At 39.0% G+C, this 25,089-nt stretch carries 25 protein-coding genes; 15 read left to right on the top strand and 10 right to left on the bottom strand.

The genetic code is table 11. The features are described 5' to 3' along the window. Positions 1-4: 4 nt before the first annotated feature. The 5 genes from R3X28_RS06580 to gndA all read left to right on the top strand — a co-directional run bounded on the left by R3X28_RS06580 (position 5) and on the right by gndA (position 4,551). Positions 5-802: an ABC transporter ATP-binding protein gene (locus R3X28_RS06580; RefSeq protein ID WP_154369575.1), complete on the top strand. Its 798-nt coding sequence runs from the start codon at positions 5-7 to the stop codon at positions 800-802. 65 nt (positions 803-867) lie between these two features. Then, entirely contained in the window at positions 868-2,214 is a 1,347-nt protein-coding gene (rmuC, locus tag R3X28_RS06575; RefSeq protein ID WP_154369577.1) for a DNA recombination protein RmuC, read from the top strand. Continuing rightward, positions 2,211-2,576: a 6-phosphogluconate dehydrogenase gene (locus R3X28_RS06570; RefSeq protein WP_154369579.1), complete on the top strand. Its 366-nt coding sequence runs from the start codon at positions 2,211-2,213 to the stop codon at positions 2,574-2,576. Before rmuC ends, R3X28_RS06570 begins: the two co-directional genes overlap by 4 nt. A gap of 3 nt (positions 2,577-2,579) precedes the next feature. Continuing rightward, positions 2,580-3,131, top strand: a complete 552-nt coding sequence (locus tag R3X28_RS06565; RefSeq protein ID WP_154369581.1) for an acyl-CoA thioesterase — start codon at positions 2,580-2,582, stop codon at positions 3,129-3,131. Between the two features lie 7 nt (positions 3,132-3,138). Then, positions 3,139-4,551 (top strand): NADP-dependent phosphogluconate dehydrogenase, encoded by a 1,413-nt coding sequence (gene gndA / locus R3X28_RS06560; RefSeq protein WP_154369583.1) that lies wholly within the window; start codon positions 3,139-3,141, stop codon positions 4,549-4,551. 104 nt (positions 4,552-4,655) lie between these two features. Here the strand turns inward: gndA and carB are convergent, their stop codons facing one another. Further along, complete coding sequence (carB, locus tag R3X28_RS06555; RefSeq protein WP_154369585.1) at positions 4,656-7,508, bottom strand: carbamoyl-phosphate synthase large subunit; 2,853 nt, start codon at positions 7,506-7,508, stop codon at positions 4,656-4,658. Positions 7,509-7,601: 93 nt separating this feature from the next. Continuing rightward, positions 7,602-7,760 (bottom strand): 50S ribosomal protein L34, encoded by a 159-nt coding sequence (gene rpmH / locus R3X28_RS06550; protein ID WP_089887732.1) that lies wholly within the window; start codon positions 7,758-7,760, stop codon positions 7,602-7,604. A 224-nt stretch (positions 7,761-7,984) separates the two neighbouring features. On the opposite strand from rpmH, the gene R3X28_RS06545 reads away from it, so the two are divergent. Next, positions 7,985-8,500: a DUF2892 domain-containing protein gene (locus R3X28_RS06545; RefSeq protein WP_154369587.1), complete on the top strand. Its 516-nt coding sequence runs from the start codon at positions 7,985-7,987 to the stop codon at positions 8,498-8,500. 1 nt (position 8,501) lies between these two features. Here the strand turns inward: R3X28_RS06545 and cls are convergent, their stop codons facing one another. The 3 genes from cls to R3X28_RS06530 form a co-directional block, all read right to left on the bottom strand. Further along, entirely contained in the window at positions 8,502-9,965 is a 1,464-nt protein-coding gene (gene cls / locus R3X28_RS06540) for a cardiolipin synthase (protein WP_154369589.1), read from the bottom strand. Positions 9,966-9,967: 2 nt separating this feature from the next. Next, positions 9,968-10,927 (bottom strand): lytic transglycosylase domain-containing protein, encoded by a 960-nt coding sequence (locus R3X28_RS06535; protein ID WP_317663450.1) that lies wholly within the window; start codon positions 10,925-10,927, stop codon positions 9,968-9,970. A gap of 155 nt (positions 10,928-11,082) precedes the next feature. Then, positions 11,083-11,745 (bottom strand): alpha/beta fold hydrolase, encoded by a 663-nt coding sequence (locus tag R3X28_RS06530; protein WP_154369593.1) that lies wholly within the window; start codon positions 11,743-11,745, stop codon positions 11,083-11,085. A 173-nt stretch (positions 11,746-11,918) separates the two neighbouring features. Between R3X28_RS06530 and R3X28_RS06525 the strand changes: the two genes are divergently transcribed. Continuing rightward, positions 11,919-12,212, top strand: coding sequence for a GNAT family N-acetyltransferase (locus tag R3X28_RS06525; RefSeq protein WP_154369594.1), 294 nt, complete (start codon positions 11,919-11,921; stop codon positions 12,210-12,212). Between the two features lie 65 nt (positions 12,213-12,277). Here the strand turns inward: R3X28_RS06525 and mtaB are convergent, their stop codons facing one another. From mtaB to R3X28_RS06510, 3 genes are all read right to left on the bottom strand, one after another. Continuing rightward, positions 12,278-13,603 (bottom strand): tRNA (N(6)-L-threonylcarbamoyladenosine(37)-C(2))-methylthiotransferase MtaB, encoded by a 1,326-nt coding sequence (mtaB, locus tag R3X28_RS06520; protein WP_411556596.1) that lies wholly within the window; start codon positions 13,601-13,603, stop codon positions 12,278-12,280. Positions 13,604-13,738: 135 nt separating this feature from the next. Continuing rightward, a complete protein-coding gene (locus R3X28_RS06515; RefSeq protein ID WP_282055191.1) occupies positions 13,739-14,917 on the bottom strand; it encodes a GlmU family protein in 1,179 nt (392 codons plus the stop codon). A gap of 83 nt (positions 14,918-15,000) precedes the next feature. Next, complete coding sequence (locus R3X28_RS06510; protein ID WP_154369606.1) at positions 15,001-15,273, bottom strand: type B 50S ribosomal protein L31; 273 nt, start codon at positions 15,271-15,273, stop codon at positions 15,001-15,003. A gap of 183 nt (positions 15,274-15,456) precedes the next feature. Here R3X28_RS06510 and R3X28_RS06505 point away from each other — a divergent pair, with 183 nt between their 5' ends. From R3X28_RS06505 to R3X28_RS06475, 7 genes are all read left to right on the top strand, one after another. Beyond that, positions 15,457-15,978 (top strand): DUF4199 domain-containing protein, encoded by a 522-nt coding sequence (locus R3X28_RS06505; protein ID WP_154369608.1) that lies wholly within the window; start codon positions 15,457-15,459, stop codon positions 15,976-15,978. Between the two features lie 122 nt (positions 15,979-16,100). After that, positions 16,101-17,075: a glycosyltransferase family 2 protein gene (locus R3X28_RS06500; RefSeq protein ID WP_317663442.1), complete on the top strand. Its 975-nt coding sequence runs from the start codon at positions 16,101-16,103 to the stop codon at positions 17,073-17,075. A 25-nt stretch (positions 17,076-17,100) separates the two neighbouring features. Next, positions 17,101-18,810: a phospho-sugar mutase gene (locus R3X28_RS06495; protein ID WP_317663440.1), complete on the top strand. Its 1,710-nt coding sequence runs from the start codon at positions 17,101-17,103 to the stop codon at positions 18,808-18,810. After that, positions 18,810-20,630: an ABC transporter ATP-binding protein gene (locus tag R3X28_RS06490; protein WP_317663438.1), complete on the top strand. Its 1,821-nt coding sequence runs from the start codon at positions 18,810-18,812 to the stop codon at positions 20,628-20,630. Before R3X28_RS06495 ends, R3X28_RS06490 begins: the two co-directional genes overlap by 1 nt. Positions 20,631-20,702: 72 nt before the next feature. Further along, the gene (locus R3X28_RS06485) at positions 20,703-21,245 is read left to right on the top strand and encodes an RNA polymerase sigma factor (RefSeq protein ID WP_317663436.1); all 543 of its coding nucleotides are present in this window, start codon (positions 20,703-20,705) and stop codon (positions 21,243-21,245) included. A gap of 33 nt (positions 21,246-21,278) precedes the next feature. After that, positions 21,279-21,815: a hypothetical protein gene (locus R3X28_RS06480; RefSeq protein WP_317663434.1), complete on the top strand. Its 537-nt coding sequence runs from the start codon at positions 21,279-21,281 to the stop codon at positions 21,813-21,815. Then, a complete protein-coding gene (locus R3X28_RS06475) occupies positions 21,808-22,263 on the top strand; it encodes a hypothetical protein (protein ID WP_317663432.1) in 456 nt (151 codons plus the stop codon). The genes R3X28_RS06480 and R3X28_RS06475 overlap by 8 nt, the downstream gene beginning before the upstream one ends. Positions 22,264-22,313: 50 nt before the next feature. Here R3X28_RS06475 and R3X28_RS06470 read toward each other — a convergent pair whose 3' ends face one another. Continuing rightward, complete coding sequence (locus R3X28_RS06470; protein WP_317663430.1) at positions 22,314-23,345, bottom strand: oxidoreductase; 1,032 nt, start codon at positions 23,343-23,345, stop codon at positions 22,314-22,316. Between the two features lie 71 nt (positions 23,346-23,416). On the opposite strand from R3X28_RS06470, the gene R3X28_RS06465 reads away from it, so the two are divergent. Further along, on the top strand, positions 23,417-24,631 hold the full coding sequence (locus R3X28_RS06465) for an RsmB/NOP family class I SAM-dependent RNA methyltransferase (RefSeq protein ID WP_317663428.1): 1,215 nt from the start codon (positions 23,417-23,419) through the stop codon (positions 24,629-24,631). An 87-nt stretch (positions 24,632-24,718) separates the two neighbouring features. Here R3X28_RS06465 and R3X28_RS06460 read toward each other — a convergent pair whose 3' ends face one another. Further along, positions 24,719-25,084, bottom strand: coding sequence for a helix-turn-helix domain-containing protein (locus tag R3X28_RS06460; protein WP_317663426.1), 366 nt, complete (start codon positions 25,082-25,084; stop codon positions 24,719-24,721). Positions 25,085-25,089: the final 5 nt, after the last annotated feature.

Here is a 25,089-nt window from a genome sequence, read left to right as displayed (position 1 = left end):
AGGTATGAACAAGAAAACAACAACACATACCGCCCTGAAAGTCAATGACCTGAGCATCGGGTACCGCAACAAAAATGAAATAACCGTCATCGCCAAGGAATTAGACTTTCAACTGGAGCACGGTGAATTGGCGGCTATTGTCGGGGTTAATGGTATTGGCAAATCTACCCTACTAAGAACCCTTGGGAACGTACAATCGAAACTTTCAGGTTCTGTGCAATTGGATGGGAAGGATTTAAAAAAACACTCGCCTATTGAATTGGCATCGACCATTAGTGTTGTACTTACCGAACCCTTGGCCTCCAAAAACCTTACCGTTTTAGAACTTATTGCATTGGGTAGACAACCTTACACCAATTGGATCGGCAGATTATCTGAAACGGACAAAACCAAAATAAAAGAGGCCATTTCCATGATCGGATTGGAAAACTTAAAACACAAAAAGTGTTACGAATTGAGTGATGGTCAATTACAAAGGGTAATGATAGCCAGGGCTTTATCTCAAGATACTTCCATTATTTTATTGGATGAGCCTACCTCGCATTTAGATCTGCATCACAAAGTACAGATATTGAAGCTTTTGAAACACATTGCCCACCATACACAAAAAACCATTTTGTTTACCAGCCATGAAATTGAAATGACCATTCAACTTTGTGATAAGATCTTGATCATGAATAAGGAGAGCCATGATTTTGGCGAACCCTGTGAATTAATCCAAAAACAAGCTTTTGAACGTTTATTTCCTTCGGATACGGTTACATTTGATGCAAAAACAGGTTCTTTTAAAATAAAAAAGTAACCTAAAGTTCGTTTATATTTTTAAAGTCAAACCTTTATCTTTACTCTAAAGAAGCCAAAACACTAATGAACGCATATCTTATCTATCTACTCATTGGACTAATATGTCTTGCCGTTGGATATTTTTTGGGCAATTACATCCAAAATCTAAAAACAAAATCGAACCAAAGTACCTTGGAAGAGGAAAATAGGCAGTTAGGACTTGCTAAATCAACCTTGGAAAACCGTATTCTGGCATTGGAAAACGAAAAAGAAGATTTGCGTTTGGAGAAAGAACACCTAGGAAATGAAATTGTTCGTTACCAAGCAGATCTAGAGCATCTTGGATTAAAAAACAAGGAACAAAAGGCCGAAGTAGAAAAACTTCAGGAAAAGTTCACCAAGGAATTTGAAAATCTAGCGAATAAAATCCTAGATGAAAAAAGCACAAAATTCACGGAACAGAACCAAAAGAACATTAAGAATCTCTTAACCCCTTTACAAGAAAAGATCAAAACGTTCGAGGATCGCGTAGAGACTTCCCAAAAGGAAAGTATAAGCATGCACTCCGCACTTAAGGAACAACTACTGAACTTACAAAGCCAAAACCTGAAAATTACCCAAGAAGCCGAAAACCTGACCAAAGCATTGAAAGGTGATAGTAAAATGCAAGGGAACTGGGGGGAACTGGTCTTGGAGCGCGTACTCGAAAAATCAGGGTTGGAGAAAGATCGCGAATATTCCGTTCAACAAAGTTTTACACGGGAGGATGGCTCCCGAGTACTCCCAGATGTCATCATCAACCTTCCCGATGGTAAAAAAATGGTAGTGGATTCCAAAGTATCCCTCACCGACTATGAGCGATATATCAATGCGGAGGAAGATTTGCGCGAGAAATTCCTGAAAGACCACATCAATTCCATAAGAAAACATGTAGATCAACTTTCTGCCAAAAAATACGAGGACCTCTATGAAATGGAAAGTCCGGATTTTGTTTTGATGTTCATCCCTATTGAACCGGCATTCGCCATAGCCATTAACCAAGATAACACCTTGTACAACAAAGCATTTGAACAGAATATCGTAATCGTTACCCCTTCTACCCTTTTGGCCACATTACGAACCATCGACAGTATGTGGAACAATGAGAAACACCAAAGAAACGCTATTGAAATAGCCCGGCAGGCCGGTGCCCTATATGACAAATTCGAAGGTTTCGTGACCGATTTGACCAAAGTGGGTAAAAAAATGGACGAAGCGAAAAGCGAATACAAAGGTGCAATGAACAAATTGGTAGAAGGTCGTGGCAACTTGGTAACCAGCATCGAAAAATTGAAAAAAATGGGTGCCAAGGCAAAAAAATCACTTCCAGAACCTATACTGAAACGCGCACAGGAAGACGACTTTGAAGAAGAACCTAAATTAAAATTATGAAGAAAATCCTAGCATTGACCATTACGGCAATAATCGTTGTTTTCCTTTTAATATATGCCTTTATATATTTTGTGCCCTACAGTGAAGGGGTTCGTTCAGGTGAATTAATCAAAATAAGTAGGAAAGGGGTCATTGCAAAAACTTGGGAAGGCGAAATTAGCCAAGGTATTTCAGGGGCTCAAATATTCTCTTTTTCGGTTTTGGACAAGGATAAAGAGAGTATTGAAAAATTAAAGGAATACCAAGGAGAGTACGTGAAACTGGTATATGTAGAACGCTATGCCACCTTTTTCTGGTTGGGAGACACCAAATATTTCGTCACTAAGGTAGAAAAAGAACAATCCCCACACTTTAGACAATAACAAATGAAGAAATTCAAATCGGCCGAGGAATCACACGTTTCCATTACGGAATTAATGCTTCCCTCCCATTCTAATTTTAGTGGCAAGGTGCATGGTGGGCATATCCTGAATTTAATGGATCAAATTGCATTCGCCTGTGCCTCAAAACATTCTCAGCACTATTGCGTTACCGCATCGGTTAACAAAGTTGATTTTTTGAATCCGATCGAGGTAGGGGAACTGGTCACCCTTCGGGCCTCGATTAATTATACGGGGAAAACCTCAATGGTCGTGGGAGTTCGTGTAGAATCGGAGAACATTACCTCAGGAGAGAAAAAACATTGTAATTCATCGTATTTCACCATGGTCGCCAAAGATGGGAATGGTAAAAACGTTCCGGTTCCAGGATTGATAATCAAAGACCACCAAGGGGTAAGGCGTTTCAGTAGAAGTTTAAGACGTAAAGAACAGGCCTTAAAGAGAGGTTCAAAATATAAGGCGGAAACGTTCAAGGCCGATGACCACTTGGAAAATTTAACAGGCGAGAACGTACAGATCGAATTAAAAAATTCATAGGACGATAATGGAACGGAAAAAGTATGATTTTGGATTGGTCGGACTTGGTGTTATGGGTCGTAATTTCATTTTAAATGTCGCAGACAATGGCTTCTCGGCCTATGGCCACGACTTGGACGAAGAAAAAGTCGCCTCACTACTAGAGGAAGGCGGAGATACAGATAAAATCAATGCCTCTACCTCTGCCCCTATTTTCATTGAAGCCTTGTCCCGTCCACGAAAACTCATGCTTCTAGTACCTGCCGGCAAAGCTGTAGACGCGGTTATAGAAAGTCTTTTACCTTATTTGGATAAGAATGATATTATCATCGATGGCGGAAATTCGTTTTATCAGGATACCGATCATAGGGAATCTTATTTAAAATCAAAAGGAATCCATTTTTTCGGAGCAGGTGTCTCTGGTGGAGCAAAAGGTGCCAGAAGAGGCCCGAGTATTATGCCCGGGGGATCAAAAGAAGCCTACCAAGAAGTGAAACCGATTTTTGAAGCTGTAGCGGCAGATTTTAAAGGGGAAGCCTGTGTAGCGTATTTAGGCCCTAAATCGGCCGGTAACTACGTTAAAATGGTCCACAATGGTATTGAGTACGGATTAATGCAGTTGATTTCAGAAATTTACGATTTACTTAAAAAAGTAGGTAACTATTCCAATCCTGAATTGCACGACCTTTTCGATACTTGGAACAAAGGACGACTACAATCCTTTTTGGTTGAAATTACAGCGGACATCCTAAAACAAAAAGATGACAAGACCGATGGCTATTTGGTCGATATGATCTTAGACAAGGCCAAGCAAAAAGGCACTGGCAAATGGACCTCCCAAAATGCGATGGACCTAGGGATTCCCATTCCTACGATAGATATTGCGGTAAGTATGCGGGAACTCTCTGCCTTCAAACAAGAACGTATTAAAGCCAAAACCTTATATCCAAAGAAAAAAATTGACCAGATTGAAAAAGGGGAACTTGGGAAATGGGCTGAAGAAGCTTTATATTTTGGTTATATCCTAACCTATGCACAGGGCTTTCATCTATTGACAGAAGCTTCCAAAGAATATGGGTACGACTTAAATATGCAAACCGTAGCCAAAATTTGGCGGGCAGGTTGCATTATCAGGGCAGGTCTACTGGAAAATATTGCCAAGGCCTTTAACGAAACAAATGCTCCAACACACTTATTGTTGAATGATGCGTTTGCCTCTAAAATAAACGACACCGTGCCTACTGTGCGTAATTTGGTATCACTCGCCATAAAAAATGCCGTACCATTGGCCGGTTTGGGCAATGCACTGACCTATTTTGATGGTTACACCGCCGACCGTTTGCCTTTGAACCTTATTCAGGCCCAACGTGACTATTTTGGCTCCCATACCTACGAACGAACCGATACAGAAGGTATTTTCCATACGGATTGGGAGGTATAAAAAGCGAAATGGTATTACTTAAAAAAATACGGAAGCACTTAAACCAAAGGTTTATGTACTTCCGTAAATCATTTAATTTTCAATCTTATAAAGCCTATTACCCTTTATTTGGATAGGTACATCTTTCTTCTTGAATAAAGGTTATAAAACTCATCGTCCTTTAAACTATCGATAAAAAGGATACTCTCCCCTGTACTCTTCATCTCAGGACCTAGGTTTTTATTTACATTCGGAAATTTATTGAAAGAGAAAACCGGTTGCTTTATAGCGAAACCTTCCAATTGAGGATTGAATTTAAAATCCTTCACCTTCTTTTCACCCAACATTACCTTGGTGGCATAATTCACATAAGGCTCCTTATAGGCTTTTGCTATGAAAGGCACCGTTCTTGACGCCCTTGGGTTTGCTTCGATGATATAGACCATATCATCTTTCACCGCAAATTGAATATTGATCAAACCGACCGTATTCAAGGCCAATGCGATTTTCTTGGTATGGTCTTTTATCTGTTGCAAAACAAACTCCCCTAAATTAAATGGCGGCAATGTTGCGTTAGAATCCCCGGAATGTATCCCACAAGGTTCAATATGCTCCATAATCCCGATGATATAAACATCTTTCCCATCACAGATGGCATCTGCCTCAGCTTCTATGGCCCCGTCTAAATAATGATCTAAAAGTAGTTTGTTGTTCGGTATTTTTCGAAGTAAATCTACCACATGCGCCTCAAGTTCTTCTTTATTGATCACAATCTTCATTCCCTGTCCACCCAAAACATAAGATGGTCTTACCAACAAAGGAAAATCGAGTTTATCTGCCAGTTCCAAAGCTTCATCAGCTGTTTCGGCCACTCCAAATTGTGGGAAAGGGATATTGTTCTCTTCCAACAAAGTGGAGAAACTTCCCCTATCCTCAGCCAAATCCAAGGCCTTAAAGCTAGTCCCAATAATCTTGATCCCGTATTTATCCAACTTTTCAGCCAACTTCAAAGCTGTTTGCCCACCTAATTGGACAATAACACCTTCTGGCTTTTCATGCCGGATTATATCATATATATGCTCCCAAAATACAGGTTCAAAATATAGTTTGTCTGCCGTATCGAAATCGGTAGAAACCGTTTCAGGGTTACAATTGATCATTATGGTTTCGTAACCGCATTCCGCAGCTGCCAAAACGCCATGAACACAACAATAATCGAACTCAATTCCCTGACCTATACGATTTGGTCCTGAACCAAGGACCACTATTTTCTTTCGATCTGTAACGACACTATCGTTCTCTACCTTTTTTACCCCATCAGCGGTTTCGTATTCAGCTTCGAAAGTTGAATAGTAATAAGGAGTCATTGCCTTAAACTCTGCGGCACAGGTATCTACCAATTTATATACCCTATTGATATTAAGTTCCTCCCTTTTGTTATAAACCTCACTTTCATAACAATCGAGCATATGGGCTATCTGCCTATCGGCAAAACCTTTTTGCTTGGCCTCTAACAACAAACTTTTTGGAAGGCTGGCAATCGTATATTGCGATATTTCCTTTTCTAGAAAATGTAGCTCCTCATATTGTTTTAAGAACCACATGTCAATTTTTGTAATCTCATGGATCCTACTCAAGGGAATACCCAATTGAATGGCATCGTAAATCACAAAAACCCTATCCCATCCGGGAATAGTGAGCTTATTGATAATTTGGTCATAATCCTTATACCCCTTACCATCAGCTCCAAGTCCATTTCTCTTAATTTCCAGGGACTGGGTTGCTTTGTGCAATGCCTCTTGGAAAGAACGTCCAATACCCATTACCTCACCTACCGATTTCATCTGAAGGCCTAAAGTCCTATCAGAACCTTCGAACTTATCAAAATTCCATCTTGGAATTTTAACGATTACATAATCCAAAGTAGGCTCAAAAAGTGCCGATGTTGATTTGGTAATCTGATTGTCCAACTCATCTAAATGATAACCAATGGCCAATTTAGAAGCGATTTTTGCTATTGGATAACCCGTTGCTTTGGAGGCAAGCGCGGAAGAACGCGAAACCCTAGGATTGATCTCGATTGCGATGATATCCTCTTTCTCATCAGGACTCACAGCGAATTGAACATTACATCCACCGGCGAAATCCCCTATACTACGCATCATTTTAATGGCCATATCGCGCATTCTTTGGTAAGTGCGATCGGATAGTGTCATAGCCGGTGCTACGGTAATGGAGTCCCCTGTATGTATACCCATGGGATCCATATTCTCAATAGTACATATAATAACGACATTATCGTTCTTATCGCGTAACAACTCCAATTCATATTCTTTCCACCCCATAAGGGCTTTATCGATCATTACCTCGTGAATGGGCGAGATTTCGAGACCCCTACTCAACAACTCATCAAAATCCTCTGGCTTGTATACAATGGAAGCTCCTGCCCCACCCAAGGTATAAGAAGCTCGGATTACCAATGGGAAACCGAATTCCTGGGCTATTTCCTTTCCTTTCAAGAAAGATGTTGCCGTAGCCTGTGGCGCCATGCCCACCCCGATCTTCAGCATCAACTCCCTGAATTTCTCACGATCTTCGGTAATATTTATCGCATCGATATCCACACCAATGATCTCCACATTATTATCCTCCCATATTCCTTTTTCATCAGCCTCAATACACAAGTTCAAAGCGGTCTGACCTCCCATGGTAGGTAAAACCGCATCAATCTGTGGATGCGCCTTTAATATCTCAAGAATAGATTTTGTGGTCAGGGGTTTTAAATAAACATGGTCGGCCATGGTAGGATCGGTCATGATCGTGGCCGGATTACTATTGATCAAGATGGTTTCTATACCATCTTCCCGAAGGCTTCTAAGTGCTTGAGACCCCGAATAATCGAACTCACAAGCTTGTCCGATTACAATTGGACCTGACCCTATTATCAAAATTGATTTTAAATCTTTTCTTTTTGGCATGCTCTCAGTTTTGTTTTAGATACTACAAGGATAAAAAAAAGGTGCTACTTTGAGAAAAGTAACACCTTAATATTATAAAGAATTTTCAAACATTTATTTTTTATGTCTCGGCTCAGAGGATACAGATAACTTTTTTCTTCCTTTTGCTCTTCTTCTAGAAAGAACCTTTCTACCATTAACGGTTGCCATGCGCTCTCTAAAGCCATGCTTATTCTTTCTTTTTCTTTTTGATGGCTGATATGTTCTTTTCATTATCTGGCTAAATTTTAAACTTTTATTGTCTTATAAATTCCGCAAACACCTCTGCAAAATCTGGGCGCAAATATACAAAGAGTTTTCTCTTTGACAAACCATATCAAAAAAATATTTTTTTCTAATAGGTTAACAAGCTACAAGATGGTTTTTATTACTTTTGTCCACCAAGGGTTTTAAAGTCCGATTTTGGATAAATTTACCACAAACTATAGTAAAATACCATGTTCAACAAGAATATTAAACTCGTTATAGCCGGCTTGATCATTGCCTATGCCATTTATCAATTTATTGAAGGAAACATCGGAAACGGCATATCCTTGATACTTTTTTCTCTTATTTTCATTTTCCTTTATTTCAGGAATGAGATTATTTTACTTGCTTTTCTAAGAATGCGTAAGCAAGATTTGGAAGGAACCAAAAAATGGTTGGATAAAATCAAAAACCCTGAAGCTGCACTGATCACAAAACAACAAGGGTATTTCAACTATCTACACGGCATAATACTCTCGCAAAAGAATCTTACACAAGCTGAAAAATATTTCAAAAAGGCCCTGAAATTAGGGCTTACGATGGATTATGACACCGCCATGGCCAAATTGAGTTTAGCAGGCATTGCCATGCAGAAACGTCGAAAAAGGGAAGCTACCATGCTATTGAACGAGGCTAAAAAGCTAGACAAGAGCAATATGCTTACCGATCAAATCAAAATGATGCAGCAGCAAATGAAAAAGATTTAGTTTAGAGCAAAGGAGCCCATAATCTACTGATAGATTCCTGAATTTTACGGGTCAATCCACGCTCTATCCATCTTTCATAGTCCACTTCTTCGGTATCCAACAGATCGTTAAGGAATATTTCCCCCATTTGTTGATTTATTCGAGTGTTGTAAATCAAGGCATTGATTTCAAAATTCAACGAAAAACTACGATAATCCAGATTCGCCGTACCTATACTTGAAAAGTAATCATCGATGATCATCGTCTTTGCATGTACAAAACCCTTGTGGTACCTGAAAATTCTGATTCCGGAACGCGCCAATTGTTCAATATAAGAATCCGTGGCGTATTGAGCCGCCCATGAATCGGATTTCTTGGGAATAATGATCCTAACATCCACACCACTTCTCGAAGCTGTGGTCAATGCCGTAAGTATCTGACTGTTCGGAATGAGATAGGGTGTTGTAATATAAATTCTTTTTTTTGCCGTATTTATGGCCGTGAACATGGCCTCCATAATATTCTCCCAGTCTGTATCGGGACCACTCGCTACGATTTGTACCGCAACGGGGTCTTGGGCAATTGGTCTGGAATTGGGAAAATGTTTTTCCTCCAATTCAATATCATCCTTGGCGGTGAAATTCCAACTTAAGAAAAAAGAGGATTGCAAGGCTCCAACGGCAGCTCCTTGTATCCTCAAATGTGTATCTCTCCAATATCGAATATTCGAATAGTCATTATTGTACTTTTGGTCAATATTTATTCCACCCAAATAACCGATTTTACCATCTATAACTACAATTTTACGATGGTTCCTATAGTTAATCTTACTCGTTGAATTCGAGAACAGTACCGGCAAAAAAGCATGGTGCAGTACACCACTATTTGTCATAACTTTTTTTGATTTTGATGAAATGGCACTACCCACATCATCATAAAGCAACTTCACCCGTACTCCTTGTTCTGCCTTTTTACAAAGCAATTCAATTATCTTGATCCCCTGTTCATCATCCTTAAATACAAAATACTCCATATGAATATGGTCTTCTGCATTTTCAAGATCTATCTTCAGTCGTTCAAATTTTTGTTCCCCATTGACCAAAATACTTACTTCATTCTCATAAGTGAGTACCGCCTTCCCATTATTACGTAATAAATTATAGATTTTATAGGCTCCATCGCCGTATTCTTTCTTAAAATCAAAGCGCTCCACCCTATTAAGACCGAATTTTTCACTCCATCTTTTCAATGATTCATTATCGAAAATATACTTCTTCTCGAAAATTTTGTGTTTTCGGTAATCCTGACCAAAAAAATAATAAATGAAAATACCGAAAAAAGGAAGAATGGCCAGTATAAACAAAAATGAAAGGGTCTTAACCGGGTTTTTGTTCTTTAGTACGATAAGTAAGGAAAAAAGAACGACCAGCACATAATTAACCCCTAAAAGTATTGACCAAAGGTTTTCTTTTAAAAAAGAAAACATAACTATTTAGCGGACTTGTAATAGCCTTTATTCGGAATTTCTATGATGTACTTCTTTCCTGAAGCATTGTTCAAATGAGGCTCCCTAAGCCATGGATTGTGCCTTTTTAGGATTTTGTAATTAATCTCATACTTCTGTGCAAAATCGGCAAAACTGGCAATAGGCTCATCGACCTCGACCTTAAACGTAGGAACGGCACTGTACATATCTTCCTTTTCAATTTCAAAGCCGTATTTTTCAGGATTTGAAAGAATTTCTTTTATCGCCATAATCCTGAAAACGTACCTTCCCGTCTCTTGTCCGAGTAAAAGATCATAATAATCCTCTACCTTTTGGATTCCCATAAATTTATTGATAGCCCCGGGACCTGCGTTATATGCTGCAGCCGTAAGTGTCCAACTTCCATATTTATTCTTCCACTTATTCAAATAATCACAGGCAACTTGGGTAGATTTCTCCAAGTGGTAACGTTCATCGACGTTCGCATTTACCTCAAGGCCGTATTCCTTACCCGTACCTTTCATGATTTGCCAAAAACCGGTAGCACCGGCATGGGAAACCACATTGGTCAAGGCACTTTCAGCTACCGCCAAGTATTTGAAATCATCAGGAATACCATTTTTGGCAAGAATTGGCTCAATTACGGGAAAATACTTATTGGCCCTCTTCATTAATAAAAGTGCGTTTGACTGCCAATATGTATTCACTAAAAATTCCCTATCTATACGCTCCATGATCTCAGGATCATCCTGAGGCACCAATTCCCCGGCAAAATTCAAATCTTCCGGAATCTCGATAGCAGAAATCCTATAGGTATCGGATACCCTTTTATCCCCATCATTTTCAGCAACATCTTCAATTAATTGGTTTTCCGTTTCATTACTTTCCTGCACGGCGAAAATGAGGGTGGTAATTACAAAAAACACGCCCAACAACATCAATATATTTTTTAAAATCTTCATATCTCCAGATTAATTTAAACTCAAAGGTACTAAAGAAACACAATAAAAATCAATATCATACTTCTTTAACGTAATACATCACCATTGGTCAAAAAACCACTTTGGTACCCATTTACCAATAAATGTATACGTTCTTGCACAATATACAAACTCGGTTATTGCATAATAATTGTGGGCAGATGCTCATTAAACCATTTGGCACGGTGTATTATCATGGTATGTGTGCCGTTCTTTACAGATATACAATCCTTAATATGCGAAATTGGAAAAACAGCATCTTTATCCCCATGTATGTGAACCAGGTTGCCAGGACATTCCACTTGGTTCCAATTAACGATTTGATCAATTGACCAATCGATATAATGTTTGTCCCGAATAGACAAGTAACGCTCATAAAGCTCGAGTCGTTTATGCACCGATTCCCCAAAAGCATATTTGGCCAATAATTCAACATTATTCACTAAACCGGTCGGCAATAGTTTATGGGCCTTGGTATATTTGGCAAAAAGCATCTTTCGCGGTAGTTCTTCGGTCTTCTTTACACTGGAAACCAAAACCAATTTTTTTGTATCCAAAAATTTGGCCATCTCCTGAATCAGAATCCCTCCAAAGGAAACGCCGATCAGTACAGGATTCTCATGTTTTATATTCCTTGCCATTTTCTCGGCGTATGCATTCAAGGACATTCGATCGTCAGGCACGAACCATTCCAATCTATGCGTCTCAAAATCCTGCCTAGGCAAATGTATATTTTCAAATATTGATGAATTGGCCGCCATACCCGGCATAAGGTAAACCTGCGTTTTTTCTTGACTCATATAGCTAAACCTTACGGATTTCTTAGGAAAATCGTATTTTTATTAGTACTTTTGTATTCTGTTCTGGAATGACCCTTAGGAAACATCAACAACCACGTAAAAATATGAAATTACGATAACATTTAATCTTATCGTGACTTTTTCTGACTATACGAATTTTAAAAACAAACTATATGAACGAAGTAGTAATTAAAGACAATAGTTTCTTACGCCAATTTGAAACTACTGTTGAAGGTCACCTTGCTAAGATCGAATATTCTTCACAAGAGCGTAAAGTGTTTTTGACCAAATTAGTAGTCCCAGAAGAAATCACTAAAGAAGGTTTTAAAGAGGATTTTATCAAGTCTGTTTTACATCATATACAAGAGCAAAAATTAAGAGTAGTACCAACGAGTCCACAAATTGCGGGATTCTTGAGAAAAAACAGACAGTACAAAGAAATGCTTCCGGTAGGAATTCGTATTTAAACACTACCTGAACAAAGTATCCAAACCTGTTCGGCACTGGGAAAATCAGTACTTAACAGGTTTTTTTATGCCGTAACGGCACGTTCAACAAATTTAATTCGCACTATTCCATCAACATCGACTTCGGTAAGTTCCACCAGCTGTAAGGTGTTTACCAAATTAGGGTTCCATGGGTATTTTACCTTCACGTAATTCTCTGTAAAGCCGTGAATATAGCCTTCTTTGTTTTCCCCTTCGAACAATACCGTCCTTGTCGACCCCAACTGACTTTCATAAAATGCCCTTCGTTTTTTAACCGATAATCCACGGAGCATTTTACTCCTTTTCGCCCTGACTTTCAACGGAACCGGATTTTCCATACTTGCCGCAGGTGTATTATCCCTTTCCGAATAAGTAAATACATGTAGATAAGAAATATCAAGTTCATTCAAGAAACGATAGGTTTCCAAAAAATGTTCATCGGTTTCCCCTGGGAATCCAACAATAACATCTACGCCAATACATGCATGTGGCATGGTCTGCCTTATCCTATTGACCCTGTCTACATAAAGCGAGCTTAGATACCTACGTTTCATTTGCTTTAATACACCATCACTCCCACTCTGTAAAGGAATATGGAAATGAGGCACGAACGAGTTACTCTCAGCCACAAAATCAATAGTTTCATTTTTCAGCAAGTTTGGCTCTATGGAAGAAATACGTAAACGATGAATACCTTCGACCCTGTCCAATGCCTGTACTAAATCAAGAAAAGTATGTTCATGCTTTTTATTGCCGAATTCACCTTTACCGAAATCACCGATATTCACTCCGGTAAGTACAATTTCCTTTATTCCTTTTTCGGAAATTTCCTTGGCATTTTTAAGCACGTTTTCCAAAGTATCGCTTCGGGAAATACCCCTAGCTAAAGGAATGGTACAAAATGTACATTTATAATCACAACCATCTTGCACCTTCAAAAAAGCACGTGTACGATCGCCTATGGCATAGCTCCCCACATAAAAATCAGCCTCTTCTATCTCACAGGCATGTACCTGCCCGTAGTCATTCTTGGAAAGATCATTGACATAATCCGCAATTTTGAATTTCTCCGTAGCACCTAAAACCAAATCAACACCATCAACAGCTGCCAATTGCTCCGGCTTCAATTGTGCATAACAACCAATGGCCGCAACAAAAGCCTCTGGGTTCACCTTCATCGCTTGCCGTACTATGGACTTAAAACGTTTATCGGCATTCTCAGTAACCGAACAGGTATTTATTACATACATATCGGCTTTCTCAGAAAAGTCTACTCGTTCATAACCATCTTTCTGGAAATCTCTTGCAATAGTCGAGGTTTCTGAGAAATTGAGTTTACATCCTAGCGTATAAAATGCTACTTTCTTCATACGGAATTGCATTGGGCACCCTAAGCAAATTTTTTATTAGGGGTGCAAATATACCAATTTTAGAAGTTGTTACTTAAAGGAAAAGGATATTACAAAATAACCGTTTCGACAATTTTCAACAGCTTTCGGTAATTTTTAACTTTTGTAGTTTCTCCATTTTTTGGTCAGTTCAAAAACGTGATTGAGAATATCGGCATCCTGCTGGTTAAATTCCACTCCCCTTCTCGCCATCATCACTTTCGCCGCCTCAAATGCTTTTTGGGGCAAATATGTGGTAAAGCCGGATGCTCCTCCCCAGCTAAAACTTGGGACAAAATTCCTTGGGAAGCCCGGTACATATATATTGGCATTGACACCAATGACCGTTCCCGTATTCAACATGGTATTGATCGCGGTCTTACTATGATCGCCCATCATTAAACCACAGAATTGAAGCCCTGTTTGCTCAAATTTTTCGGTTGCATAGTTCCATAAACGAACTTTGGCATAATTGTTCTTGAGATTGGAATTATTGGAATCGGCCCCAATATTACACCATTCCCCTAAAACCGAATTGCCCAGATACCCTTCATGTCCTTTACTCGAATAACCAAAAATGACCGAATTACTAATTTCCCCACAAACTTTACCATGGGGCCCCACAGTTGTTGGTCCATACATTCTGCCTCCCATTTTCACCACCGCATTATGACACAAGGCAAAACCGCCACGTATAAGGCTTCCTTCCCAAACTTCGGCATCCTTGCCTATATAAATTGGCCCCTCCGTAGCATTTAAAATACTGAATTCAACACTGGCACCTTCTTCAATAAAAATATTTTCAGGGTGTATTACACTATTGGTATTTGATAAAGGTTCACTGGTTCTCCCCTCGGTTATTAAATCAAAATCGGCCTGAAGTGCCTCCCCGTTTTTTGAGAAAATATCCCATGTATGCTCTATGTGTAATACATTTTCCTCAAAGACTATTTGTTCAAACGTTGAGAAATCAACTTCTTGGCCTTCTCTTGAGTAAAAGGCTATTACATCCTCACCATATAAGATGGCTTGGTTGGGTTTAAGGGATCTCACCTTTTCAACTAGATTTTTATTAGGCAAGAAAGACGCATTGATCAATACATTTTCCTCCATTTCCACCATAGGATATCGTTCTGATAGATAATCCTCCGTTACCGTTGTCGTGGTGGTATTCAAGTATTTTTCCCACTTTTCCCGAATGGTCAGGATACCCATGCGAATATCGGCTACAGACCTAGTAAAGGTGAATGGCAACAATGAATCCCTAACAGGCCCATCAAAAAGAATATAATTCATAGTTTAAATTTGAATGTAAACAAATAACGCCCTCGATATTAACTATCGAGGGCGTCTGTTTATTGTAGAATAATGGTTTTATTCTATTTTTCTTCCTTTTTTTCCTCTTTTTGGAATTTCTTGTACTTGTTCTTGAATTTGTCAATTCGACCAGCTGTATCCAAGAATTTAGCCTTACCAGTGTAGAAAGGATGTGATGTTCTGGAAATTTCCAATTTCACCAAAGGGTATTCAACACCATCAACCTCTAAAGTTTCTTTGGTGTTAGCAGTTGACTTTGTTAAAAACACTTCTTCATTCGACATGTCTTTAAACGCAACTAATCTATAATTTTCAGGGTGTATTCCTTTTTTCATTTTTAAAATCTTTAAAACGCCCATTCCGACAGGCATTCATTTTAAGGCTGCAAATTTACGTTTTTTTATCAAAATCACAATTATTTGTTCAAAAAAGAAAAAATAAATATTCGTACCTTTAAGTGTAACATTAATTACAATTAATCCACTAATATAGAAAACCAATTAAATCTTAGATAAAAAATGGAACAAAACGAACCAAAAACAGGGAAATTCGCATTAAATTTCGGTGTGATTCTGGGTGTTGTCAGTGTAATTTTCGGACTCATGCTATTTTCAATGGACATGCATTACGACCAAGGATGGGCTATCCGTGGCGTTAGCTTAGCTCTTACAGTAGCGGCCATATTCTTAGGGATATTACAATTTAAAAAGGCCAACGAGGGTTATTTGACCATCTCACAAGCATTAAAAATAGGTACCGGAATCGCATTGATAGCAGGAATCATCGGTTTGATTTATTTCTTCTTACTATCCAACGTCATAGAACCAGACTACATGGATAAAATGTATGAAATTGGAAAGGTTAAAGCCATGGCAGATAATCCAAATTTAACCGAAGAACAAATAGACCAAGGGATTGAAATGCAAAAAGGTTTTGCTTGGCTCACTTATCCTTTCATACTTATAATGAACATAATCATAGGTTTGATTCTTGGCCTCATAAGTGGATTGATCTTGAAAAAACAAAAACCTGCATATTAAAGAATACTTCTTAATGCACTAGAAATGAATCAAAAATATGTTCTTTTTTGGGTTCAAATAAAAAAGTTGCGACGAGTTCTAAGCCAAAATTGTACTTTTGAAAAGAATTTCAGAAGTTTTAAATGAACCTATCCGTAGTAATACCACTACTTAACGAAGAAGAATCTTTAAAAGAACTACACGATTGGATTGTAGCAGTTATGCAATCCAATCGTTTTTTATATGAAATCCTGTTCATTGATGACGGTAGCACTGATGCTTCCTGGGCCATTATTTCTGAACTTTCCGCAAACAACCCAAATGTAAAAGGCATACGGTTCGCAAAGAATTTCGGGAAATCACAGGCTTTACATGCCGGTTTTAAAGCCGCACAAGGTGATGTGGTCATTACCATGGATGCCGACCTACAGGATAACCCTGAGGAAATTCCAGAATTATACGACCTGATCCAAAATCAAGGGTACGACCTTGTATCCGGATGGAAGAAAAAAAGATACGATTCCGTAATCACCAAGAACATTCCATCAAAATTGTTCAACTGGGCTGCCCGTAGAACGTCGGGAGTTAAGCTTAACGATTTTAACTGCGGTCTAAAGGCCTATAAAAAAAACGTGATAAAAAATATTGAAGTACGGGGTGAAATGCACCGCTATATACCGGTTTTGGCAAAAAGTGCGGGTTTCGGGAATATCGGCGAGAAGATAGTACAGCACCAAGCTCGGAAATATGGTAAAACAAAATTCGGAATGGAACGTTTTATAAACGGATTTTTGGATTTGATCACGATCTGGTTCGTTTCCAAATTCGGAAGACGCCCTATGCACCTCTTTGGAGCGCTCGGCGTGTTGATGTTCATCATTGGCTTCGGATTTGCACTGTATTTAGGTGTGGACAAGCTTTTTATAAATCCCACGGCCCGATTGATTACCGAACGTCCGGAATTTTTTATATCACTGACTTCCATGATTATAGGAACCCAGCTGTTCCTAGCTGGTTTTCTTGGTGAAATAATGGTGCGATCACGAAAAGATGAAAAAAGATACAATATATTGGAGGAATTGAATCTTGCCCAAGAGCATGAACAATATTCTTCGTAAATTAACCTATAAAAATAAAAAGTAAATGGATTCTATTTTAAACGCTGCCAAGAGCTGGCTTTCAGATTTTTTCGATGCTGATGTCAAAACCGAAATTCAAAACCTAATCGATAACGATCCAGACGGATTAAAAGATAGTTTTTACAAGAACATGGAATTCGGTACGGGCGGTATGCGAGGTATTATGGGCGTTGGGACCAATAGGATCAACAAATACACTTTGGGTAAAAGTACCCAAGGCCTCAGTAATTATCTAAAAAAAGTATATGCTGGCGAAGAAATAAAAGTTGTGATTGCCTATGATTGCCGTCACAATAGTGATACTTTGGCAAAAACCGTGGCCGATGTACTTTCTGCCAATGGCATTAAAGTCTTTCTTTTTTCCGAATTAAGAACTACCCCTGAATTGTCATTTTCGGTAAGGCACCTTAATTGCCACGCAGGTATCGTTTTAACGGCATCACACAACCCACCAGAATATAATGGATATAAGGTATATTGGACCGATGGGGGACAGATCGTACCTCCACAAGATGGTGAAATCATCGGAGAAATCGACAAATTGGCCTATGAGGATATCAACTTCGAGGCAAATGCAGATTTAATCGAATACATAGATAAGGATGTTGATGAAGCGTTTATGTCCGCATCAGTTGCCAATGGTAGCTTCAATGCAAAAGGAAAGGATGATTTCAAGATTGTTTTCACATCATTACATGGCACATCGATCACGGCCATTCCCGAAGTATTGAAAAGGGCAGGCTACAAGAACGTAACGATCATAGAGGAACAGGCAAAACCAGACGGTAACTTCCCAACGGTTAAATCGCCAAACCCTGAAGAGCCCGAAGCACTTGCCATGGCCATTAAGAAAGCCGAAGAAATTGGTGCCGATATGGTAATAGGTACAGATCCGGATAGTGACCGGTTAGGTATCGCCGTTAGAAATCTTGAAGGGGAAATGGAATTGCTCAACGGGAACCAGACTATGGTGATGATGACCAAATTCTTGTTGCAAAAACGTAAGGAAAAAGGCATGGAAGGCAATGAATTCATCGCATCGACCATTGTTTCGACACCTATGATGAGTCCTTTGGCAAAAGCCTATGGCGTTGACTATAAAATCGTTTTGACCGGCTTTAAATGGATAGCCAAAATGATCAAGGATTTTCCAGAACAATACTTTGTTGGTGGTGGGGAAGAAAGTTTCGGATTCATGGTCGGTGACTTTGTAAGGGATAAAGATGCCGTTACCGCTACCCTATTGGCCTGTGAAATCGCATCGGATGCCAAAGCAAAAGGAAGTTCTTTTTATAAGGAATTGATCCAATGTTATGTTGATTATGGTTTCTACAAGGAAAAATTGATTTCAATGACAAAAAAGGGAATCAGTGGAGCCGAGGAAATTAAACAAATGATGGTCGATTACAGGGAAAACCCTATCAAGGAAATCGATGGTTCAAAAGTAGAGTGGATCCACGATTACGATAGCTCCGTAGCTAAAAACATGATTACCGGGGAAACGGAATCTATTGACATCCCGAAATCTAATGTTTTGATTTATACTACCGAAGATGGCACCCGAATGGCAGCAAGACCTAGTGGAACAGAACCAAAAATCAAATTTTACTTCAGTGTAAATGCCGAATTGGGGAACGCAGGTGATTTTGAAAAGGTAAGAAAGCAGCTCGATCAAAAAGTTGATCGTATCGTAAGTGAATTGAAACTCGGTTAATGGAGTACTTTAAGAAAATCCTTCGCTTTGCGAAGCCTTATAGAAAATATGGTTTTCTCAATATTTTCTTCAATATCCTGTATGCCTTGTTCAGTGCCCTTTCTTTTGCGGCCTTGATTCCTATGCTCGATGTTCTTTTTAAACCTAAAGCAAAGGTGCTTAAAGAGCCGGTATACACTGGCATTAGACATGTGAAGGGTTATCTTCAGGACTATATTAACTACAGGGTCACGGAATATTCCGGGGATGACCCAATGAAAGGCCTTATTCTTGTTATAGGACTGGTACTGGTACTTTTCCTTTTAAAGAATTTCTTCAACTACGCCGCTATGTACTTTATTACATTCCTGCGTAATGGGGTTTTGAAAGATATTCGCAACCAAATGTACCATAAGATTACGGAACTTCCCATTTCCTATTATTCCGAAAAACGTAAAGGGGATGTAATCGCTCGAATTACTTCCGATGTTTTGGAAATTCAACATTCGTTCCTTTCAATTTTGGAATTGATCGTGCGCGAGCCCCTGACCATTGTGTTCACCATTTTGATCATGTTCAGCTTCAGCGCCAAACTTACTCTTTTTGTGTTCATTTTTATTCCGATTGCCGGTGCCATAATTTCGCGAATCGGTAAATCCTTGAAAAAGAAATCAGACCGGGTACAAAAGGAACAAGGGGAATTTTTATCCATCGTGGAAGAAACTTTGGGCGGACTCCGGGTCATTAAGGCCTTTAATGCCGAATCACGCTTTTATAAAACATTCACTACCTCTACCGAACGATTTTTCAAGTTTTCCAACAAATTATTGAACCGTCAGAACTTGGCCTCTCCGACGGGAGAATTTTTGGGGATATTGGTCATAGGTGTATTATTATGGTTTGGTGGCAAAATGGTATTGGTAGACAAAACCCTTGACCCCTCTACCTTTATTGCCTATATGGGACTTGCATACAACATCCTAACCCCGGCCAAGGCCATTAGTAAAGCTTCTTTCGGTGTTAAAAAAGGAAATGCGGCAGCGGAAAGGGTTCTAGAAATCCTTGAAACAGAAAATCCGATTATAGATAAAAAAGATGCCATTGAGAAAAACGTTTTCGAAAATGTGATCGAACTTCAAAATGTTTCTTTTAAATATGAAGAAGAATATGTTCTCGAGAATTTCAATCTAAAAGTACCCAAAGGGGATACCGTAGCCCTTGTAGGGCAATCTGGAAGTGGCAAGAGTACCATTGCCAATTTGGTCACCCGGTTCTATGACGTTAATGAAGGGGCTATAGCTATTGACGGCGAGAACATAAAGGACATTTCAAAAAAATCCCTTAGAGATTTAATGGGATTGGTTACACAAGATTCCATCCTGTTCAACGATACCGTTGGCAATAATATTGGTATGGGCAAGGAAAATGCCACTGATGAAGAAATCATCGAAGCGGCAAAAATCGCCAATGCCCATGAATTCATATCCCAACTACCCGATGGTTATAACACCAATATCGGGGACAGCGGAAATAAACTAAGTGGAGGTCAAAAGCAACGTATTTCCATTGCTAGGGCCGTTCTTAAGAACCCACCAATAATGATCCTCGATGAGGCCACCTCAGCCTTGGATACCGAAAGTGAGCGCTTGGTACAGGATGCATTGGAAAAAATGATGTTACATAGAACATCTATCGTTATCGCTCACCGTTTATCCACCATTCAGAAGGCAAGTTCAATTGTTGTACTTCAAAAAGGAAAAATTGTTGAACAAGGGACACATATCGAGCTTTTAGCAAAAAAAGGAGTTTACAGAAAGTTGGTGGAAATGCAATCATTCTAAACGGTATTTCGATATACAGATTAAACCTTTTGCCTTAACTTTAGTCCAATACCAAAACTTAAGAGTTGTAATTTGATTACCGAGGAGACTTTAGTCGATAAGTTAAGGCAAGAAAAGACCCAAGCAAAGGCCTTTGAAGTGTTGGTCAACACTTACAAAGAACGCCTCTATTGGCATATTCGAAGAATCGTGTTGAACCATGACGATACGGATGATGTCTTGCAAAATACGTTTATAAAGGTCTATAAGAATATCAACGGTTTTAAAGGGGAAAGCCAATTATACTCTTGGATGTACCGTATTGCCACCAATGAAGCCCTTTCGTTTTTAAAAAAACAATCAAAGAACCAAGGCATCTCGGATACTGAACTACAAGATAGAATGGTTGCCAACCTACAGGCCGATGTTTATTTTGACGGGGATGAAATACAGCTCAAACTTCAAAAGGCCATCGCCAGTCTTCCTGAAAAACAGAAGTTGGTATTCAATATGAAGTATTACCAAGAAATGAAATATGAAGAAATTTCAGCGGTTTTGCAGACTTCTGTTGGTGCGTTAAAGGCTTCTTATCACTTGGCGATTAAGAAACTTGAGAAATTTCTAAAGGAAGATTAAACCTTTTAAACAATTGACAGTCAAAGTATAGAAATGAAAAAGGCAAACAATCATAAAGACTTTAAAATCCCAGAAGGTTACCTCGATGGATTTACCGATAAGCTTATGGAACGTATTTCTACTTCCGAAGGTGATCAGGAGGCCCGGATGTTGCCTAATTCTAATTCTGACGGATTCAAAATACCTGACAATTATTTTGATGGTCTGCACTCAAATATCATAGAAAAACTAGAAGAGGAAGAGAAAAAAGTGATTACACTGAAACCATGGCGCAATAACCTGTATTATGCCGCTGCATCAGTTGCCGCAGCTATCCTCTTGACAATCGCATTACAATATAACCAATCGTCTGAACCTACTTTTGAAAGTTTGGCCAAGGCAGATATCGAAGAATATTTTGATCAAACCGATTTTGGGTTTTCCACTTATGAAATAGCAGAAGTGATCCCTGTTGATGACCTTGAAGTTGCCGATATCCTAGAGTATCAGTTTAATGAAGAAAACATCATCGATTACCTGGATGATGATATTGATAATATTGAAGAATTAAATTTATTGGATAATGAATAACTATAAAAACATAGCTATTGTAATGTTGATGCTATTCACCACAACATTCATTTTTGGGCAGCGCAAACCGGATAAGAGCAAAATAAGGACACTCAAAGTCGCATACCTTACCGAACAATTGGAATTCACTCCTACTGAAGCTGAGGCTTTTTGGCCCATTTACAATACCTATCAGGATAAAATGGATGCCTTTAGGAATAAGGAACGAAACCTAATCTATGGCAAGACAAACGACATGGAAACCCTTTCGGATCAAGAAGTGAATTCCCTGTTGGAAGATTTGATAATCTTGGAAGATGAAAAGAACAAGGTGAACAAGCAGTTTTTAAAAGATATACGTAAAGTGATTTCCGCCAAAAAAACCTTCCTATTATTAAAATCAGAGAACGGGTTTAAGCGACACTTGTTAAAACAGTACCGCCAAAAAAAGACCAACGGCCAGCGATAGTATTTTACATATTTTGATTTCGAATTCAATAAATAGGGGCCAATTGGCCTCTATTTTGTTTTAAAAACCAATTTCGCAATTCTATCTTTACCTGCGGCATAAGCAATGGAATCATTTAAAAAACGCACCGTGTAAAAAGATTCGTCTGATAATTTTGACCAGTTTTCTCCTTTATTGCTACTATATGAAATCCCTGTAAAACCTACCGCAACAATCCCACTACCGCCTGAATTGGGGACAAAACGAACACAACTCTTGTAATTTGGCTCCTGACCGTCAGCGAGTAAGCTCCAGCTTTTACCTCCATCCAAGGATATGGCCTTATTAGCAATATTCCCTTCTGTCTTGGTATAATCACCACCTATGGCAATCCCTAAGCTTTCATTATAAAAATCCAAAGAATAAATCCCTTGGGCAACTTCCTTATTCTGAATAGGAGTTTTAAAAACCTCCCAGGTCTTTCCCTTATCCCCTGAAAAATAAATACGGCCACTTGTGGTAGCCACCCATGCTTTCTCACCAATGGTCTTGATATTGGTATTACTGGCCGCGAATGCCCCTTCCCCATCCACTGCCCCAGGTAACTCTGTACAAGGTATCTTATTCCATGACAGTCCGCCGTCCCTCGTAATAATAATTGACAAACAACCATCTACCGAATCACCAATGGCAATACCCTCATTATCGTTCCAGAAGGTCATGGCATCATAAAAAACCCCTTCCCCCTCTTCCTTATAAACCAACTCCATTCCATTGTCGCCGGTTTTATATAATAAGGCAGGACTACCTACCGATAGCATAAAAAAATCGGTTGCCGTATGGGCTACAGCCCTAAATTCAGGAAGTATGGAATCTTGCTTCAACATATTGGTACGAACCTGTTTAGTATTCAAATCTATACTACCGAAAACACCCTTATTCGCACCAAAGGCCAAACTGTTATCCATAAGCTCAATGGCCCTAATACTCAATGAGTCTTCAAAAAGCGGTTCTACGTGTACGGAAACGAAGGGTTTCGTTTCTTTTTGATCGGCACAGCCAATGATAATAAAGAGAAGAAGAATAGGTATACAATATCGCATAGCAATAATTTTTTTCAAAAATAGACAGAATAGCAGCCAAAACGATACCTTTGCTGCCATATTTTTTAATTATGAAGCTTCATAGGAATTTAGTTTTTGCAGTTGTAGATGCCCTTGGAAATATCTTTAACGATGGTGAATATGCTGATAAGGTTGTAGAAAAAACATTGAAAAGGGATAAACGTTGGGGCTCTCGCGATAGAGGGTTTATCGCAGAAACAACCTATGATATTGTTCGTTGGAAACGTCTGTATGCCGAAATAGCCGAGGTCAAGGCCCCATATAGCAGGGCGAATCTTTTTAGGATGTTCGCCGTTTGGGCAGTCTTAAAAGGAATAGAACTGCCAGATTGGAAACAATTGGAACCGGTGCCTACACGAAGGATCAAAGGCAAATTCGATGAACTTTCCAAAATAAGGAAGTTTAAAGAATCCATTCCCGATTGGTTAGATGAATTGGGAGAAAAAGCCTTAGGCGATAAGTTATGGTCCAAGGAAATTGCAGCATTAAACCAACAAGCTAGTGTTATCTTAAGGGTGAACACCTTAAAAACCACAAAAGAAAAACTACGAAAGGCATTACTTGATGATGGTATTGTGGCCGAACCGATAAAAGGATATGCTTCTGCCTTACAACTAATCGAAAGAGCCAATGTTTTTACTACAAAATCCTTTAAAGATGGGTTCTTTGAGGTTCAGGATGCCTCCTCCCAACTGGTCTCGGAATTTTTGGATGTAAAACCCGGTCAACGGGTAATCGATACTTGCGCAGGTGCAGGGGGCAAAACCCTACATTTGGCCGCTTTGATGGAAAACAAGGGACAATTGATCGCTTTGGACATTTATGGCAACAAATTAAAAGAATTAAAAAGAAGAGCCCGTAGAAATGGCGCCCACAATATAGAGCCAAGGACCATCGAGTCTACCAAGGTCATTAAAAAACTGTACAATAGTGCAGACCGTGTTCTTATAGATGCCCCATGTACCGGACTTGGTGTATTGCGTAGAAATCCTGATGCCAAATGGAAACTACAACCTGATTTTCTAGAAAAAATCACTAAAACGCAACAAGAAATTCTTAGAAGTTATAGTAAAATGGTAAAACCGAGAGGTAAAATGGTATATGCAACCTGTTCCATACTACCACAAGAAAATTCCGAACAAGTACTATCTTTCCTTGCCTCGGAAGAAGGTAAGGAATTCACCTTGGCCAAAGAAAACAAGATATATGCTTCGAAGACCGGCTTTGATGGTTTTTACATGGCACTCTTGGAAAGAAGTAACTAAAAAAACAATAAAAATTAAAGCCTATCAGTCTATAAGAACCGATAGGCTTTTTTTCTGTAAATTAGAAGCACCTTGGTAGGCCCTACATTAGAATAAGGGTAACTGTTGGTTATTCGGAGGTCCGGAAGTTTCAGTATTTACGGCATATTGCTTCTTTCCCCATCTATTCATTGATTGCACTACCGGTAAAAGTGATCTTCCCTTCGGGGTCAATACATATTCTACCCTTGGTGGAATCTCAGGATAAAGTGTTCGGTCAATCACACCGGACTTTTCGAGTGATTTTAATTGCTTACTGAGCATTTGCCTATTAATTCCTTCAATAGCCAGAATGAGTTTACTGAATCGATTTGTTCCTTTTGAAATGTGAAAGAGAATTATAGGCTTCCACTTTCCACCAATCATCTCAATACAATATTCAAGTGCCTGGGTATCCAACTTATTCTTGGCCATTATAA

This window comes from Maribacter sp. TH_r10 (assembly GCF_033101095.1).
Lineage (GTDB): Bacteria > Bacteroidota > Bacteroidia > Flavobacteriales > Flavobacteriaceae > Maribacter_A > Maribacter_A luteus.
This window is presented reverse-complemented; position numbering and strand designations above follow the sequence as displayed.